The organism is Micromonospora craniellae, assembly GCF_014764405.1.
Classification (GTDB): Bacteria; Actinomycetota; Actinomycetes; order Mycobacteriales; family Micromonosporaceae; genus Micromonospora; species Micromonospora craniellae.
Map to the genome: position 1 here is coordinate 1531533 of NZ_CP061725.1, position 17311 is coordinate 1548843.

The 17311-nt window shown below is 67.6% G+C and carries 16 protein-coding genes; 1 reads left to right on the forward strand and 15 read right to left on the reverse strand.

The window, feature by feature from the left end; translation table 11 throughout:
* Window positions 1–39: 39 nt before the first annotated feature.
* The 12 genes from ID554_RS06935 to ID554_RS06990 all read right to left on the reverse strand — a co-directional run bounded on the left by ID554_RS06935 (window position 40) and on the right by ID554_RS06990 (window position 12132).
* Window positions 40–831 (reverse strand): ABC transporter permease, encoded by a 792-nt coding sequence (locus ID554_RS06935; protein ID WP_147333466.1) that lies wholly within the window; start codon window positions 829–831, stop codon window positions 40–42.
* Between the two features lie 29 nt (window positions 832–860).
* Entirely contained in the window at window positions 861–1721 is an 861-nt protein-coding gene (locus ID554_RS06940) for an alpha/beta fold hydrolase (protein ID WP_117228538.1), read from the reverse strand.
* Window positions 1718–2416, reverse strand: a complete 699-nt coding sequence (locus tag ID554_RS06945; protein ID WP_117228539.1) for an aspartate racemase/maleate isomerase family protein — start codon at window positions 2414–2416, stop codon at window positions 1718–1720. Before ID554_RS06945 ends, ID554_RS06940 begins: the two co-directional genes overlap by 4 nt.
* On the reverse strand, window positions 2409–3722 hold the full coding sequence (locus ID554_RS06950) for an MmgE/PrpD family protein (RefSeq protein WP_117228540.1): 1314 nt from the start codon (window positions 3720–3722) through the stop codon (window positions 2409–2411). The genes ID554_RS06945 and ID554_RS06950 overlap by 8 nt, the downstream gene beginning before the upstream one ends.
* Window positions 3719–4501 carry an SDR family oxidoreductase gene (locus ID554_RS06955; RefSeq protein ID WP_117228541.1) on the reverse strand — a complete coding sequence of 261 codons (783 nt, stop codon included), beginning with the start codon at window positions 4499–4501 and terminating at the stop codon, window positions 3719–3721. The genes ID554_RS06950 and ID554_RS06955 overlap by 4 nt, the downstream gene beginning before the upstream one ends.
* 30 nt (window positions 4502–4531) lie before the next feature.
* Window positions 4532–5284: an IclR family transcriptional regulator gene (locus ID554_RS06960; protein WP_117228542.1), complete on the reverse strand. Its 753-nt coding sequence runs from the start codon at window positions 5282–5284 to the stop codon at window positions 4532–4534.
* A 128-nt stretch (window positions 5285–5412) separates the two neighbouring features.
* Window positions 5413–6348, reverse strand: a complete 936-nt coding sequence (locus tag ID554_RS06965) for a DODA-type extradiol aromatic ring-opening family dioxygenase (RefSeq protein ID WP_117228543.1) — start codon at window positions 6346–6348, stop codon at window positions 5413–5415.
* 124 nt (window positions 6349–6472) lie between these two features.
* Complete coding sequence (locus ID554_RS06970) at window positions 6473–8251, reverse strand: FAD-dependent monooxygenase (protein ID WP_191088734.1); 1779 nt, start codon at window positions 8249–8251, stop codon at window positions 6473–6475.
* On the reverse strand, window positions 8248–9351 hold the full coding sequence (gene dmpG / locus ID554_RS06975; protein ID WP_117228544.1) for a 4-hydroxy-2-oxovalerate aldolase: 1104 nt from the start codon (window positions 9349–9351) through the stop codon (window positions 8248–8250). The genes ID554_RS06970 and dmpG overlap by 4 nt, the downstream gene beginning before the upstream one ends.
* Entirely contained in the window at window positions 9348–10262 is a 915-nt protein-coding gene (locus ID554_RS06980) for an acetaldehyde dehydrogenase (acetylating) (RefSeq protein ID WP_396888538.1), read from the reverse strand. Before ID554_RS06980 ends, dmpG begins: the two co-directional genes overlap by 4 nt.
* Window positions 10263–10315: 53 nt before the next feature.
* The gene (locus ID554_RS06985; RefSeq protein WP_117228546.1) at window positions 10316–11155 is read right to left on the reverse strand and encodes a 2-keto-4-pentenoate hydratase; all 840 of its coding nucleotides are present in this window, start codon (window positions 11153–11155) and stop codon (window positions 10316–10318) included.
* Window positions 11152–12132 carry an LLM class flavin-dependent oxidoreductase gene (locus tag ID554_RS06990; RefSeq protein ID WP_158573744.1) on the reverse strand — a complete coding sequence of 327 codons (981 nt, stop codon included), beginning with the start codon at window positions 12130–12132 and terminating at the stop codon, window positions 11152–11154. Before ID554_RS06990 ends, ID554_RS06985 begins: the two co-directional genes overlap by 4 nt.
* Window positions 12133–12596: 464 nt before the next feature.
* Here ID554_RS06990 and ID554_RS06995 point away from each other — a divergent pair, with 464 nt between their 5' ends.
* Entirely contained in the window at window positions 12597–12791 is a 195-nt protein-coding gene (locus tag ID554_RS06995; protein ID WP_117228548.1) for a hypothetical protein, read from the forward strand.
* Between the two features lie 383 nt (window positions 12792–13174).
* Here the strand turns inward: ID554_RS06995 and ID554_RS07000 are convergent, their stop codons facing one another.
* From ID554_RS07000 to ID554_RS07010, 3 genes are all read right to left on the reverse strand, one after another.
* Window positions 13175–13873, reverse strand: coding sequence for a TetR/AcrR family transcriptional regulator (locus ID554_RS07000; protein ID WP_158573745.1), 699 nt, complete (start codon window positions 13871–13873; stop codon window positions 13175–13177).
* Window positions 13874–13965: 92 nt separating this feature from the next.
* Entirely contained in the window at window positions 13966–15381 is a 1416-nt protein-coding gene (locus tag ID554_RS07005) for an amidase (protein ID WP_117228599.1), read from the reverse strand.
* On the reverse strand, window positions 15378–17309 hold the full coding sequence (locus ID554_RS07010; protein ID WP_117228550.1) for a dipeptide ABC transporter ATP-binding protein: 1932 nt from the start codon (window positions 17307–17309) through the stop codon (window positions 15378–15380). Before ID554_RS07010 ends, ID554_RS07005 begins: the two co-directional genes overlap by 4 nt.
* Window positions 17310–17311 lie beyond the last annotated feature (2 nt).

A 17311-nucleotide genomic window follows, 5' to 3' on the forward strand; every position in this document is an offset into this window, starting at 1 on the left:
CACGAAACTCCCTTGGGGGATGGGGGCCGGGTGGCGTAGTTACTCGCGCCACGCGGTGAGACGGGATTCGATGATGCGCAGAAGAGCCGTCAGCAGGAGGGCGCTGCCGGCGATGATGAGCACGCCCACGAAGGCGATGTCGGTCCGTAGTTCCAGGCCGGCGCTGGTGATCATCGCGCCGAGGCCGATGTTGCCGCCGAAGAACTCCGCGACCACCACGCCGATCAGGGCCTGGTTGATCGCGTGGCGCAGGCCCGAGATGATGTAGGGAATTGCGCTGGGGATCACCAGCGTACGGAAGATGGCCAGGTCGCTTCCGAGATAGCTGCGTGAGACGCGAAGGAGTTGCGGGTCGGTCGCTCGGACCCCTGCGATGGTGTTGATGAGGAGGGGAAAGACGGCGGCCAGGACGACGACGATGAGTCGTGACTCGAATCCGATCCCCGCCCACACGAGGACGAGTGGGATCAGCGCGATCCGTGGGGTGGCGTAGAGGATGGACACGAACGGGTCGACGATCGCGTCGAACCAGCGGTACCAGCCCATCGCGATGCCGAGCGGAATCGCGATGGCCACGGAGAGCAGGAAGCCCAGGACGAACAGCTCCGCGCTGGCCTTGAAGTTGAGCGCCAGTTGGCCGTTGGACCAGATGTCCTGCCCGGCCTGCACGATGGCCAGGGGTGAGCTGGTGAACAGGACGTTGACCCAGCCTTGGTCGGCCGCGATCTGCCACGTGGTGAGAAAGGCGATCACGCTTGCGGTACCGAGCACCAACCGCTGTCGCTGCACCAGCTGGTTCCGTACCGTCGCCCAGCGGGAGGGTGGAGTCACCGGGCGGGATTCGGCGAGCTGTGTCACCACTAGTGCTGCCCCCCGTCCCCCGTCAGGAACGGCCACGCCAGGTCGTTGAACTGGTCAGCCTTCTCGTACTGCGGCCAGTGGCCGCACTCGTCGAAGAGCTCCAGGCGACAGCCGGGAATCGAGTCACGGATGAAGAAGGCTTCCGCCGTCTTGCCGAACGGGTTCTGCCGCCCCCAGATGAGCAACGTCGGGGTGCTGATACGCCCCAACCGCTCCTTGTCGAGCAGGTATCGCGTGCGGGTCGGAAGGTCTTGCAGGCAGAGGATGTGCGCAAGGGCGGTACGGAAGTCGTCCTGCGTGTAGATGGCATGGCGAACCTGGACCAGTTCGTCAGTGACCTGCCGTGGGTCGTGCATGAGCAGTTCGAGTCGTTGCCGGGTGCGGTCCAGTGAGGCGTTCAACACGGCCGCCTCGGTACTCTGCTTGATTTTGGCCATGACCTCGGGCGTGGCAGCGGTGCCGCCCGGGGCCACCAGGATGAGTCGTCCGACCTCGTCCGGATGGTCGGCAGCCAGCCAGGCCGATACCCATCCGCCGAGTGACTCCCCGATCAGGTGGGGCCGATCCAGACCCTGGGTTCGGATGTAGGCGCGTAGGTGATCGACGTGCTGGGGAGGTGTGTAGTCGAAATCGGGCTTGTCGGTGTAGCCGTGTCCGAGCATGTCCAGCGCGTGGACGGTGAAGCCGGCGTTCACTGCGGCTTCGATGTTCCGGGTGAATGCCTCCAGGTGTCCACTCGTGCCGTGCAGACAGATCACGTCCGGTCCGGAGCCTGCTTTGAGGACCCGTGTCCGGACACCGTCCACGTTTACGTAGGACAATTCGAAGGGGATCCGACCAATGGTCGCCCAGATACTCATTGTTGGTTGCCTCTCATGTTGAAGTCCGGGGCGGATGCGACAGCGGTCACGTTGTTGACGAAGCACCACTTGTTTCGCTGGGCCAGTTCCGCTGCCGGCTCGACCCACCAGGATCCGCCCAGGAGTAGCAGGGCTCGTTCGTCCGGGAACCGCGAGATCGCGGTCGCCGTCAGGTCTCGGGCTGTTCGGGCACCGTCGACGAGAGTTGTCTCTGCGTTGTCGGTCATGCTTGCGGGTCGTGCCAGCACGTCCACGCAGGTGAGGCCAGCGGAGTCGAGGAAAGTGACGAGGGCATCGTCGGAGACTCCGGCCAGCCGGTGGGCCACCACGACTCGGTCTGTCGTGTGCCGACGTAGTTGGTCGATGACGGCCACCATGTCCGTGATCACCGGTACGCCGAGCCGGGCGCTGATCGTTGCCAGTTCGGCTTTCAGATCGTCGAACCGGTACGAGAGACTGAATGCGCTTCCACCGAGCACGACGCCGGCGGTGGTGTCCGGGTCGACGGACAGCTCACGCATGGTGTGGCGCAGGATCTCCCGACCGATCTCCGGTTGATAGCCGGCAACCTGCTGATGCCGCACATCGAGCAGCAGACCGGGTGGCGCGTGCCGGTAGTAGGTGTACGGGACGATGTCGCAGCGGGATCCCGGGCACAGATAGACAACCGATCGGGGTGGGCAGAGGTCAGGCATGGAGCACCGCCTCTGCCAGCGCCGACGGCATCAGGTGCGCTCCGGCGGGCGCATCCAGTGGCATGGCCAGGAGCGTGGCCGCCCAACTGTCGCCGTTGGACAGGAGCGAGTCCCACTTCACCGCCAGCGTGGTGTCGGAGAACGGTCGTCCCACGGCGCCTGCGGGCGCTGGTACGAACGTCTCCTCCCGCCCGCAGCGGCGTTCGACGGCGACCAGCGCCGGCCAGGATGCCGGGTACAGCCGGTCGACCGAGCTGACGGGTGGTTGCAGGAGCACCCTGGGCTGAGGAAGATCGGCCGGTACCCGGCGGTACGCGGCCGGAGTGGCGGCGAGCCCGGCCAGCGCGAGTCGCGCGACATAGACAACGCTCGACCGTCGGGCGCTGATGGTGTCCGGGGTATCTTGCTGGTTGAGGAAGGAACGCACCTGAGACGGCAGCGTCACCTCCACCTGCGTCACGTCGTCCGTCGCCCGTGCCGGCTGTTCCATCAGCGCATCGACCATGGCGTGGAGTGGACGGGCACACGGGTAGCGCTTGAAGGATGTCTCGTCGACGGCGGGGATCCAGTCGGTGGTGTCCACGACGGCCATTCGGGCGTCCATGTCCGTCCGGTCGAGCGCGACACCCTCGCCGTCGAGCACGGCCAGCGGGCCGTGCACACCGTTCGCGGCGCCCAGGGCCGCTTCCATTCCGAGTCGGCTACTCAGTCCGCCGACGAGATAGTGGGCGTCCGTGATCGTCGGGAGCAGGGTGAACCCGGTCGAGGCGGCGACGGCGATCGCGTGCGCGGTGTCTCGCACGTCGAGGCCGAGCAGAAGGCTGGACGTTGCTGCGGCGCCGAGCCGACAGAACAGGGAAGAGGGCCAGAGCCTCGCCTGGTACAGGCTGGGGCCGTCGGCCGCGTGCGCTGCGGTGACCGCAACCTCGAAGCCGGCGACGACCGCGCGCAGGGTCTGCTCGATCGTGGTGGGCCGGACCATGCCGAGCGCCACCGCGGGTGCCACACACAGCCCCGGACATGTCGCGCTCGCGTCGTGCAGCGCGTCGAACTCCTCGACGTGCGTGAGGCAACCGATCGCTGCGGCCACGCATGCCACCGAGGCGTCGGACCGCCCGCCCGGTACGGTGTCTGCCGCGTGCAGCGTCCGCAGCAGGTGGCGGCCGGATTCCGTGTCGACAGCAGCGGTCGCGCACGCGAGGGCGTCGATCACATGTTCTCTCGCCCGGTCGAGCGTCGCCGCGCCGGCTCGCGAAGCGGCGGCGTGGGCGAGGTGGGCCAGCACCGCTGCGGACGTCTCGGTCATGTGGTCTTCACCTGCCCGCCATCCACGTTGATCAGCGCGCCGGACAGGTACGACGCTCTGGGCGAGGCGAGGAAGAGCACGACGTCCGCCACCTCGTCGACCTGGGCGGCTCGTCCGAGCGGGATATCGGCGAAGAGCTCGGCTCGTGCCTGTTCGACGGAGATGCCACCTGCGGCGGCACGGGCCGCGTGGTGCCCCTCCAGGCGGGTGCTTTCGATGGCGCCGGGGTTGACCACGTTGACCAGGACGCCGTCGTTGGCCAGGAGCCGGGCGTAGCCCTTGGCGAAGAGGTTGAGTGCGGCGTTGGCGGCGCCGCCCGGCAGGTGGACGTCCATCGGTTGGACCCCACCCACACCGGACACCACCACGATGCGGCCCCCTCGGCCCCGCATCACCCGTGCGCCGGCGAGTATCAAGGCCACGTTGATGAGGAGCTTGTTGGTCATGGCGTCGGCGAAGTCCGTCGTGGTGAGCGCCTCCGGCGGCACCCGGCGGGTCGACCCGGCGGCGCTCACGATCACGTCGATCCCGCCCAGCGTGGCGGTGATCGCATCGAGGGCGGAGAACGTCGCGGCGTCATCCATGAGGTCGCACTGACGGATCTCGACCGGCGTCGTCCGTACGGACATCTGTGCGGCGACCTCCCGCAGCGCGGCTTCGCTGCGGCCCAGCAACACGAGGCGGCAGCCTTCGCGCGCGAGTCGTTCGGCGATCGCGGTGCCGAGGGCACCGGTCGCGCCAGCGACCACGGCGACCTGCCCGTCCAAGCCGAGTTCCATGGCGGCCTCCTTCCGTTTCGTATCCGGCCGTCAGTGCAACGACAGCGACAGTTCATCCGCCGCCTTGGTCAGCAGCGTGCGTACGTGCTCCACGCGGGCCTGGTCGAAGCGCTGCACCGGGCCTGCGGCGCTGAGCGCCGCGACCACGGCACCGGACCTGTGCCGCACCGGAACCCCGACCGCACGCACTCCCTCGTAGCGCTCCTGCTCGGAGACGGCGTAACCGTTGACCCGGATCCGCTCCAGCTCAGCCCTCAGCCGGTCGACGTCGACGATCGTCCTCTCGGTGTAACCGACGAGTCCTGCCGTCACCACCTGGTCGAGCAGATCGGGTTCGCCGAACGCCAACAGGACCTTTCCGCTGGCGCTGGCGTGCAGGGAGGTGAGCGGCGAGGGGAGACGGGCCAGACGCACGGCGGTGTCTTCCGGTTCGCGGCGGTCGAGATAGAGCAGTTGGGTCTGGTACAGCACGCCGAGATGCACGGTCTCGCGGCAGGCGAGGACGAGGCGGTCCAGCACCGGCCTGGCGGCGCTGACCATGGCGTCCTTGCCACCCGCGAAGATGCCGAGGGCGATGATCTTCGGGCCGAGGGTGTACTCCCGGGACGACAGTTGCTGCACGTAACCCCGCCGTTCGAGGATGGCCAGGATCCGATGCACGGTCGGCTTGGGCATGCCGGTACGGGCCGCGATCTCGGCCAGGGAGCAGCGGTTACGCCCGGTCTCAAGCGATTCCAGGATGATGAGTGCCTTGTCGATCGCCGTGTCCATCGTTTCGCCCATCTCGTAGTCGAATCCCTCCGGCCGGAACCGATCGTGCCTCAGTCCCGACCGTCGTGACCGGCGGAGGCGTCACCCGCGCCCGGTACGCCCGTGTCGTCCTCCCTTTCGGCGCTGATGGATAGCCGAGATCAGGAGGAGCGGCTGGCGAACGTGACGACGCCCATTCCGGTCAGCCACTCCGCGATGGGCCAGTAGCCGATCACGTCGACGTCGGCTGGCCCGACCGCCGTGCGGGTGGCGATCCAGTTGCGCAGTTCGGCGCCGCCGTTACCGGCCTCGGCATCCAGATCGACGAACGTCGCGGCGAGTTCGGACGCCTCCATCTCGGCAATAGCCGACAGGAAGCGGGCGTCGAACTCGGGATTGATCACAGCGTCCGCGGACCGGATCAGTTCGCGACGCTGCGCCTCGTACCGCTGCCAATCCGAGCGACCGTTGAGCCACGCCTCGACCAGGAATCGGTCCTGCTCCGTGGCCGGGTGACGCCAGTCCGGCCAGGGCAGGGTGTGGGACAACCCGCCGGAGCCCACCACCGCGACCCGTTGATCACCAGGCAGTGCCCGGACGACTTCGCCGATTGCGCGTCCGAGTGCGGCGGATCGGGTGATCGACGGCAACGGCGGAGCAAAAATGTTGATCACGATCGGTACGACGGGAATCTCCGGCGACGGTGACAGGTGCTGCACCGCGTGGGTGATGCCGTGGTCGATGGTCATGTCGATCGAGAAGGCCATGTCGATGTCGCGGGCGGTGAGCCCTTCAAGGAGGTGACGCGCCAGGGTCTGGTCGGTCGGCAACTGGCCCTTCGGCGTTCCGCTCTCGCCGGAACCTGCGACCTTCCCCACGCCGATCGAGAATGCCGGCAGGAGGTCCAGGAAAAAGCCGCGGAAGTGGTTGGAGCCGATGTAGATGATCGCGTCGGGCTTCAGCTCGGTCAGGAAGCTGCGGCCCTTGCCGAGGGCGTCCCGGAACGCCTGGGCCGAGGTCCTGTCGACGACACGGTCGAAGTCGGTGTTCATCAAGGTGCTGTGCGAAGCGGCCACGCCACCTACGAGGTGCGCCATGACGCCTCCATTCCATATAGCGGAACGCGTTCCGTTGTGATCTGAAGCATGTCATTGCAGGTCAGTGGCGTCAAGGATTCCGTTTCGTTACGCCGAGGAAGCCTCGACGCCACCGTCCGGCGGTCTAGCTGTCCTGTGCCGCCGACTGACCGAGCACCGCCGTCAACGCCCGTTCCAGCAACATCAGGGCCTCTGCGTCGTCCTGTGCCGGCCGCACGTGCCGCCAGGCGACGTACCCGTCGGGACGCACGAGCAGGACGCCCGCTTCGGCGATCTCCCGCACCCGGAACCAGTCATGGTAGGAGTCCCGGGTCTGCGGCTCGCCGACCACGACCGAACGCAGGAACGGCAGCGCGAGCTTACGGACGGCTGCGGCCCAGGCATGGCCGGCGAGCCCGGTGACGACGGTGAACGAGCCTTTACCGACGACGTCGAGGGTGGAGCGCTTGTGACCGGTCTCGTCGATGAGCCACACGTGCGGGATCTTCGCCCCGGGGCGGGTCGTCGCCTGCACGTAGAGTCCGCGGTCTCGGCTCCACTGCTCCTGCGGAGCGTTCGGATCGACCAGTACCGCTGTGGACTCGTACCGCTGGTTGAGCTCTGTGCCGTGGGCGTTGAACTCCTCGTTCTTGCGTTCCACCGCGGCCACCAGTGCCTCCCGGGCAGCGACCCCGTCCGGGCCGGGGTCCTCCAGGAGCCGCAGGCGAGCCTGGGCAGACCCGCTGTCATGTGATCCGATGACCTCGTTGAGCAACCCGTAGTCCATCCGGGACTGGTTGGCGCGTGCGACGACCTGTTTACCGATGGGCACGCGCTCCGGCGAGTAGGTGTCGAGAAGTCCCGGGTCGGCCCAGCCCTTGACGACGTAGGCGAGTTTCCAGGCGAGGTTGAACGCGTCCTGGATCGAGGTGTTGGATCCGAGTCCGCTCGATGGCGGATGTCGGTGCACAGCGTCCCCTCCGCAGAACACCCTCCCCTCGTCGTAGCGGGTCGCCCATGCCTGATTGACCTGCCACCGGGTGACATCCGTGATGGTGACTTCGACGTTCGGGTCACCGATCATGGATCGGATACGGTCGAGCACCACCGCTGGGCGGAGATCCGGCTCTGGGCCGTCGAGGTCATAGCCCCAACCCGCGATCCATTCGTGCCACGGTCGAACGGCGCGCAGGGTGTTCAGTCCGATCTCGCCGAACGCCGGGATCATGATGCGGTGCAGGATTCCCGGACGATGTGCGACGTACCGTGCCAGATCGGCCGTGAAGCGCGCGTACACCGTCCCGGCACGGCCCATCGTTCCCTCGATGGGTAGACCCAACTCGTCCACGATCGTCGAGCGAGCCCCGTCCGCACCGAACAGGTACCGGCTGCGCACCGTGTACTCGTGCCCAGTCAACAGATCTCGCAGCACCGACGTCACCCCGGTGTCGTCCTGGCGGTGCGACAGGTACTCGGTGTTGAACATGACCTGGGCACCACGGGCTGCCGCGTTCTCGACCAGCACGGGCTCCAGATACGGTTGGGGAATGTCCAGCAGTGGGCACGGACTGCCCTGAAGGTAGTCGCTGAGCCGGTTCTCCCCCGTTCCCCACGTCCGCAGGCGGGCGATCTCCGGTCCGGTCAGGCTCGGGGCGAACACCATCTCGCCCATCGAACTCCACTGGGTGGCGACCGCCGTCGCCTGCTCTTCCACCCCCAGGTCGCGAAGAACTTCGAGCGCTCGTTGATTGGTGATGTGCGCCCGAGGGCTGTTGGCGAGCCAGTTCCACCTGGTCGCGACCCGGACGCCGATGCCGTACGTGGCCAGCGCGAGGGCACAGGTGGCACCCGCTGGTCCGGTTCCGACCACGAGCACGTCAGTATCGAACATGTCGGTGTTGGCGCTCCCGTCGATGTTTGTCATGGCAGGTCCTGGCCGTGGGGTGCTTGTGCGGGTCGAATTCGGGCCGGCTCCTTGCCGATTCCCCCCAGGTCGAGCGCCACGTCGACGATCATGTCTTCCTGGCCGCCGACCAGCCCGCGGCGACCGATCTCCACGAGGATGTCGCGGGTGTCCAGGCCGTAGTCAGCGGCGGCGCGTTCGGCATGGCGGAGGAAGCTGGAGTACACACCGGCGTATCCGAGAGTGAGGGTCTCCCGGTCGACCTGGACGGGACGGTCCTGCAGGGGCCGGACGAGGTCGTCGGCGGCATCCTGCAACGCGAAGAGGTCACAGTTGTGCCGCCATCCGTGCATCGTCGCCACGGCGACGAACGGCTCGATGGGACAGTTGCCGGCACCGGCACCCATACCGGCCAGTGACGCGTCGACGCGGGTGACGCCGTTCTCGACGGCGACCACGCTGTTCGCGACGGCGAGAGACAGGTTCTGATGGGCATGGATGCCGATCTCGGTGGCGGCGTCGAGGAGGTCGCGGTACGCGTGGACCCGATCGCGCACGTCGTTCATCGTGAGCCGGCCGCCGGAGTCGGTGATGTAGACGCAATGGGCCCCGTAGGACTCCATCAACCTGGCCTGCCTCGCCAACTCCGCCGGCGGCGCCATATGGCTCATCATCAGGAAGCCGGCGACGTCCATGCCGAGCTCACGTGCCTTGCCGATGTGTTGGGCGGCGATGTCCGCCTCGGTGGCGTGGGTGGCCACCCGAACAGAGGTCACGCCGAGCTCGTGGGCGCGTTCGAGATGCTCGATGGTGCCGATCCCGGGGAGCAGCAACGTCGTCAGCCGGGCATTCTTCACCACCGCGCCGACAGCGCCGAGCCATTCCTCATCGGTGTGCGCACCCGGACCGTAGGTGAGGCTGGTGCCGGCCAGGCCGTCGCCGTGCGCGACTTCGATCGCGTCGACGCCGGCCGCATCGAGCGCGGCGGCGATCGCGGTGACCTCGTCGAGGGTGTAGCGGTGCCGGACGGCGTGCATGCCGTCGCGCAACGTCACGTCCTGCAGGTACACCCTCGGCGACCGGAGGTCGGGCTGCGGGCGGGTCAGGGGACTGTCACTCATCGGACCTCCACGGGCTGTGCCCCGCTCCGCCCGGCGGGGTCGGCCAGCCGTTCGCCCACTCGCAGCGCGGCCGACGTCATGATGTCGAGATTGCCGGCGTACGCAGGCAGGTAGTGTCCGGCCCCCTCGACCTCAAGGAACACGCTGACCTGGGTCCGGTCCCCCGGCGGAAGGTCCGGGTTGAGGGTGCGTACGTCCGCGGCGGCGTCGAGGTCGTGGAACTGCACCGCCTGCTTGAGCCGATACCCCGGTACGTACGCCGCGACGTCGGCGACCATCTGCTCGACCGCCGTGGTCACCTTGTCGCGGGTCGCGGTGTCCAGTCGATCGGTCAGGCACAGGACCGTGTCCCGCATGATCAGAGGTGGTTCGGCCGGGTTGAGGACGATGATCGCCTTACCTCGGGCCGCGCCGCCGACCTGCTCGATCGCCGACCGGGTGGTCTCGGTGAACTCGTCGATGTTCGCGCGGGTCCCGGGACCGGCCGACCTGGACGCGATCGAGGCCACGATCTCCGCGTAGTGCACCGGCGCGATCGCGGAGACGGCCGCCACGATCGGAATCGTCGCCTGCCCCCCACACGTGACCATGTTGACGTTCGGCGCGTCCAGGTGCGCCGCCAGATTGACTGCCGGCACGACGTACGGGCCGATGGCGGCAGGGGTGAGATCGACGAGACGTTTGCCGAACGGCGCCAGTACCGTCGCGTTCGCGATGTGGGCCTTCGCCGACGTGGCGTCGAAGACGATCTGGATGTCATCGAAGCCGGGAAGGCGGACGAGACCTGCCGCGCCTTCGTCCGTGGTGGGGACTCCCCACCTCCGGGCCCGGGCCAGACCGTCGGATTCCGGATCTATCCCGACCAGCGCGGCGACCTCCAGCACCTCGGACAATCGCATCACTTTGATCATCAGATCGGTACCGATGTTGCCCGATCCGATGATCGCCACCTTGGTTCTGTCCACTACCTGGTCCTCCGCTCCGTGTCACCGCTGAACGAGACGCTGACCTGACCCACCCCGGTGATGTCGGCGCTGAAGGTCGCTCCCGGCGTGACGGGGACCATCGGGCCGAGCGCGCCGGAGAGCACCACCTCGCCGGCTCGCAACGGCTCGCCGAGATCGCCCACCGCGTTCGCCAGCCAGGCGACCGCCGCCAAGGGGCTTCCGAGGCAGTCCGCGCCGCAGCCGGTCGACACGACGCGACCGTCCGACGTCATCGTCATCTCGACTGCTGCCAGGTCGACGGAATCGACCATGACCTTGTCGCGGCCCAACACGAACAGTCCTGACGAGGCGTTGTCCGCGATGGTGTCCACGATGCCGATGTCCCACCCGGCGATGCGGCTGTCGACGATTTCCAGGGCGGGAAGCACGTGGTCGGTCGCCGCGACCACGTCGGCCGCACTGATCGGTGCCGACCTCGGACTCGTCACCAGATCGACACCGAGGACGATCGCGATCTCAGCCTCGATCTTCGGCTGCAGCAGCCGGCCGAGATCGACGGTGGAGTCCGGCGGACACACCATGTCGTCGAACAGCGCGCCGAAATCGGGTTGGTCGACACCGAGTTGCGCCTGCACTCTCGGATTGGTCAGTCCGATCTTGCGACCGACGAGGTGCGCGCCTGCGGCCACCCGCTGCTCCACCATCCGCCGCTGCACTCGATAGGCAAGTTCCACGGCGACCGTGGTGTCGTCGGCGACGATCAGGTCACGTACCGGTGCGCAGGGGCGGCCGTCGGCGATCGCCGACGCCAGTCGTTCGGCTGCTGACCGCACGACGACCTTGTCTGGGCTGGTCATCCTCGCCTCGCATCGTCGTTGAGCTCGGCGCATTGTTCGAGCCATTCGAAGGGGATCTGGAAGCTCCCCACGTGCTGAAGCATCACTTCGCTGATCCCGCAATCGCGTAACGACCGCAACTGCTGCCTGATCTCGTCGAGCCCGCCGAAGAAGCAGAACCGCCGGGCGAAGACGAGTGCGTCCTCATCGCTGACCAGATGATCGACCGCTTCCACCGCAGAGTCCCAGTCCTCGGCATGGACCAGGTCCGGGTACACCGGACGGGACGGCGGCTCGTCGGAGACCCGCACGCCGGCCGATGCGAGAGCGGACCCACCGCCAAGTTGTTGGGCCATCGCCACGCAGAGCGGCTTGAGTCGGCGGGCATCCCGCTCCGGCGCCACGGTCGGTAGGCAGAACGAGGTGACCGTGCGTCGTAGCGGTCGAAGGCCCACCGGGCGTCGAGACTCCCCCGCCTCGACGGCGCGCAGGCTTGCCTGGAGGGCAGCCTGGTCGGCGCCGTTGAGCATCAGCACCCCGTCGGCCAACTCACCCGCCAGGGCAAGATTCCGGGGGCCCGTCGCAGCGAGATAGAGCCCCGAGATCGGGACGTTGCCCACCTGCCGCACCGGTCCGACCCCGAAGTCGTGCGACTCGCCCGCACCCAGACGACGAATGGCCTCGACTGCCGCGCGCACCTCTGCGGTACGCGACTGCGGCAGACCCACCGTGCCGGTCGCCGAACTACCAGTCCCCAGTCCGAGCCTGAACCGGTCGGGGGCCAACTCGGCAAGAGTCCGGTGCAGACCGGCCACGACAGAGACGTGCCGCGTGGCGACGGTCGAGACGGCGATGCCCACGGTCAGGCTGCTCGTCTGCAGGAGTGCCTGGGCCGCGGCGAGGTACGGGTCCCGCCACAGCAACTGCGAATCAGGAAACCACACGCCGGTGTAACCAAGCGCCTCGCACTTCTGAGCCACCCGGCCCAGTTCCGGCACGGACACACAGGGTGGGATCCGAACCGACACCGACGGAGTCACCGTCCATCTCCCCAGGCTTGGGCGACTCGCATGGCTGCCACCTTCGGCCACCACCCGAGTCGCGAGCTCTCGTCGGACGACGCGGCATCGGCCGGTACATCACAGGATCCCGGGTACTCGATCATGAACACCAAGCCGTTCCATAATATGGAATGCGTTCCGTTTACGGCTTAGGCTCGCACGCGGCCATCCGTGCCGTCAAGCAGGACCTGAAGGCGTCTGACTTGCGCATCCCGCAGACAGCACAGGCTGCCGGGCGGGTCGCCAGCGACGCGGCAGCCCATCCGGATCCGACTTGACATCGACCAACGCCTCAATCGAAAGTTGTAACGGTTCATTCGGGTTCGCTCGCCACGTCCGCAGCGAGGAAGCGGGCTTCGGCACGCCGGTCGGGCCACGCGTATCCAGCCGAGGCGATCCCGATGAACCTCGAAGGCGAGGTCCTCTTCGGCGACTACACCGGCCGGGACACCGGACGCGGCATGGTCGGCGGCATCATCCCCGCGGCGCCCGGCCTGGAGGGGTGGTCGGCCATGCCTCCGAACGCGGCCGACCTGGGCATGGGTCTGATCTCACCTGGAAGCCGCCCTGCCACTGCCCGGTCTGGGTGTAGCTGACCGCGCACGAGGCCGGGCCCGGCGGGGTGGTGGGCGGCGGGGTCACCGGCGGTGAGTCCGTCCGCACGAGCGCGAGGTCGTCGACGACGAGGTATCTGTTGCCGGACGCGGCCCGAATGGTGACGACGGTGGCGGTGCCGGCGGAGAGCGGGATGCCGGCCAACTCCCGCCGGGTACACCCGCTCGAAGAGGGCACGTTTGAGCGTGCCCGTGCCGCCGCTGGCGTCGGTGGCCGTCACATGCGCGGCGCTGAGCGATCCGCGGAATCGAGGATTCAGTTGTTCGCCGGCCCGACACGCCACTCGCCGGTCGTGGCGTCGAACTGCCACTGGCTCACCGAGTGGAACTCAGGCCGGGCGCTGACTGGCGAGGCAACAGGCAAGTCAGATCTCTTGTGCGACGAGTTGGTTGACCCGCGCGACGAGAGCGTCGACTGCGAAGTTGTAGGTCTCCTGGGCGGGAAGCAGAACCAGTTCGCTGGCCCACTCCACCACCAGTGGGAAGTCCGTGACCGGCAGTGCGGCGTAGAAGTGTTCCTGCTGCCGTCGTAGCTCCTGCACCTCGGGAGTCGACGCCCATCCCCACGGTCGCGGGGCGCGGTATGTCGTATAGCCGATCGCGTGCTGGATCAGAAACCCGTAACACTGAGTGGCCAGCGGCGCCGGAAGCCCGGCCGAGACGAGCCGGCGCAGCACCGCCTCCATCGCCACGCGCATGGAATCGCGACTACGGGTCGTCCTGGTCGCGAGCAGGGCTACGACACTCGGATGTTCGCTCATGAGATCCAGGAAGGCATCGGCGACGGCTCGGATCGCTTCTCCGGGCGATTCGTCCGGTACGTCAGGCATTCGGAGCGTACCCATCACGTGGTCCGCGACGGCGTCGAGAAGGTCCTCCTTGCTCCTGAAATAGCCGTAGAGCGTCATCGTCCCGACGTTGAGGCGATGGGCGAGGCTGCGGATGGTAACTGCGTCCAGGTCAGGAGCGGCGTCCGACATCTCCAGCGCCGCGACGATGATGTCCTCCCTGCTCAGCTTCGCGCGCTTGGACGGGAGCCGTCCTCTACCCGCCGCCCCTCTCACGACTGACATCAGATTCTGTCCTCTCCGTACCCGACGCTCGGCCACGTCAGCCTGTCTCGGTGCCCCCGTGGCAGTCCCATGATCCGGCCGGCTCACCGAAATCGTGGCGCGATCGAGTTCCACGGTCTGGCCACTTCCACTTGGCGTGCCACGCGGAGCAGCACGTCCTCCCGACCGAACTGGGCGACGAACTGAACTCCGAGTGGCAACCCATTCTCCGTCAGGGCGGTTGGCACCGATATCGCCGGTTGCCCTGTCGTGTTGAACGGTGCGGTGAAGGTCAGCACGTCGACCGACTTCTTGATGCCGTCCGGTTCGGTCCAGGGCCAGCTCACCTTCGGCGCCGGCGTGGCGAAAACCGGGCAGAGAAGCAGGTCGAAGTCTGTCCACCAGTGGCCCATCTGGGCCCTGTACCCCTGCTGCCAGGAGAGCTCGTCAGCCAACTCCAGCCCGCTCAGCTGACGGCCGCGTTCTTCCCAGTATCTGGTGATCGGGTCCAACTCGTTGAGACCGGGAGGCGCTCCGACCTCCGCCGCCAACTCCTCCACCGACTGCGCGACGGTGACGCTGAGGGTGTCGAAGAACGCCTCAAGGACGTACGGGTCGAAGAGACCAGCCGGGTGTGCCTCCTCCACGCGGTGGCCCATCGACTCCAGCAGCACGGCCATCGACTCGACCGCGCCTCGGACCTCGGGATCGACCTGGGCACAGTGGGCGGGTGCGCTCTGGACGAATCCGATGCGCAGGGGCTGCGAGTCGATGTCGGCAACCGCCTCGTTCAGGTCACCATGTGCAAATGCCGGAAGCCGTGGACTCCGGTGCGGCCGGTCGGCCAGGAACTCGATCAGGGCCGCCGTGTCCCGGACACTTCGGGTGACGGCGGCCGGGACGCTGTGTCCCCAGCGGTCTCCCTTGGTGATCCGGCCCGGCACCAGACCGTGGCTCGGCTTCAGTCCTACAAGGTGGCAGAACGCTGCCGGCATCCGGATCGAGCCACCGCCGTCACCTCCCGGACCGACAGCCACCATTCCCGCGCTGACGGCCGCCGACGCCCCGCCGGATGATCCGCCCGAGGTTCTGGTGAGGTCCCACGGGTTACGCGTGATGCCGTGGATCGCCGTCTCGCTGACCGAGACAAGGCCGAACTCCGGAGCGGCACTCTGCCCCAGGACGATGAAGCCGGCCTGGCGAAGCCGACCAACTACTGCCGAGTCCTCGACCGAGACCCTGCCCAACTTCTGGAGATAACGCGAGCCGAGGTATGCCGGCGCACCGGCGAGCCCATCGGTCGCCTTCGCCAGCGTCGGCACCCCCGCGAACGGACCGCTCCTGGGCTGCCTGGCCTCGTCGATCGCTTGCTCGAACCGCTGATGGACGACCGCGTTCACCGCACCGTCGCGTGCCTCGATCGTACCGATGGCGGCTCTCACCAGTTCCTCAGCGGAGACCTCACCCCGCTTGACGAGCTGTGCCTGCGCGAGCGCGTCGAGATCCATGAGCTCGGTCACCACGACACCCTCCCCGTGCGATCGCCGCCCGCAGTGGTCGAGTCCTCGAAGGGCTCGGTGGTGCTCTCCAAATGCGGGAAGTGGCATGCCACCTGCTGCCCGCCGTGGACGACGGTCAGCGACGGCACCTCGGTCCAACACCGTCGCTGTGCCTGAGGACACCGTGTGGCGAACGCACAGGCGGCAGCGTCGACCGACACGGGTGCCGGCGTCCTCGCGCGACCGTCGACGCCGGCCGCCTCGTCCGTGGGGTCGTCCCGGTTGCGGGGGTCCGTCGACGGGACGGCCGCGAGGAGAGCACGGGTGTACCAGTGCCGAGGGTTCGCGAAGATGGTCTCACCGTCGCCCACCTCGACCACCCGACCGGCGTACATGACCGCGACGCGGTCGCTCACCGCACGGACCACGGCAAGATTGTGGGAGATGAACACATACGTGAGATCGTGCTGACGCCGGACCCGATCGAGAAGGTCCAGCACCTGTGCCTGCACCGAGACGTCGAGCGCCGAAGTGGGCTCGTCGAGGATGACGACCCTCGGTGAGCAACTCAGCGCTCGGGCGATCGCGATGCGCTGTTTCTGTCCACCGGAGAACTCGTGCGGCAACCGATGCTCGCTCGACTCCGGCAGGCCCACCTCACGCAGGAGCTCTCGCACCCGGTCGCCGGCTTCGCCCCGATTCATCGCCCGCACAGAACGCATCGGCTCCCTGATCGAGGTGCCGACCTTGAGCCGTGGATTCAGCGAGCCCGCCGGATGCTGGAAGACCATTTGTACCGCTTCCCGGAAGCGGCGGGCTCGTGATCCCAGCTTGGCGTACTCGATCCCCTCCATCGCCAACGCGCCCTCATCTGGCGTGTCGAGGTGTACGAGCAGCTTGGCCAGCGTGCTCTTGCCCGAGCCGGACTCGCCGACGACGCCCAGCACCTCGCCCTGCTTGACCGTCAGGGAGACCTCGTCGACGGCGGTGACGCGACGGCCCTTCGATCGGAAGCATCGCGTCGCACCGGCCACGGTGATCAGGTCGGCGCGGTCAGGTGGGCTGTTCCGGACACCGGCGTCCGACGTGTCCGCGCCGGTCCGGGTCTTCGCCGTGTCCAGGGTCGGTGCGGATTCAAGCAGCTTGCGCGCGTAGGGCGTCTCCGGACTGAGCAGGACGTTCTCGACTGTACCCTGCTCGATCACCTTGCCGTCGAGCATCACCGCGACCCGGTCAGCGGTCTGGGCGATCACTCCCATGTCGTGAGAGATGAGCACGATGCCGACCCCGAGCTCATCGCGGATTCGCCGGAAGAGTCGAAGGATGCCGGCCTGCACCGTGACATCAAGTGCCGTGGTGGGCTCGTCCGCGAGAAGGATCTTCGGCTTGCCGGCGAGAGCGAGCGCGATCGCGGCACGCTGGCGTAGCCCGCCCGAAAGCTGGTGCGGGTACTGGCGGGCTCTGGTCTCGGGATCTGGCAGGCCGACCCGGGACATCAGATCCAGGACCTCGCGGCGACAAGCCGCGCCCTTGAGACGCTGATGGCGCTTCACCACCTCCGCGATCTGGGCGCCCACTCGCATGCACGGGTCCAGGGCTCCCATGGCGTCCTGGAACACCATCGCTATGGAGCTGCCACGCAGCATGGTCAGCTGTCGCGACGAGGTCGAGAGGAGGTCCACACCGCAGACATCGAACCGATCGGCCGTCACTCGGGCATCGCGGGGCAGCAGGCCCAGCGCGGCCATGGCGACCGTGCTCTTGCCGCTGCCGCTTTCCCCGATCAGCCCAAGAATCTCACCTGGTTCGACCCGTAGCGTCACGTCCTGGACACTCGGTGCCGCCTGCGCGTAGGCGACCGTCAGGTTCCGGATGTCGAGCAGAGGCGTCCCGGGTGAGGTGACTCCGTCGCGACGCGACGCCTCTGCTGACGATGTCGCACCAATCACGG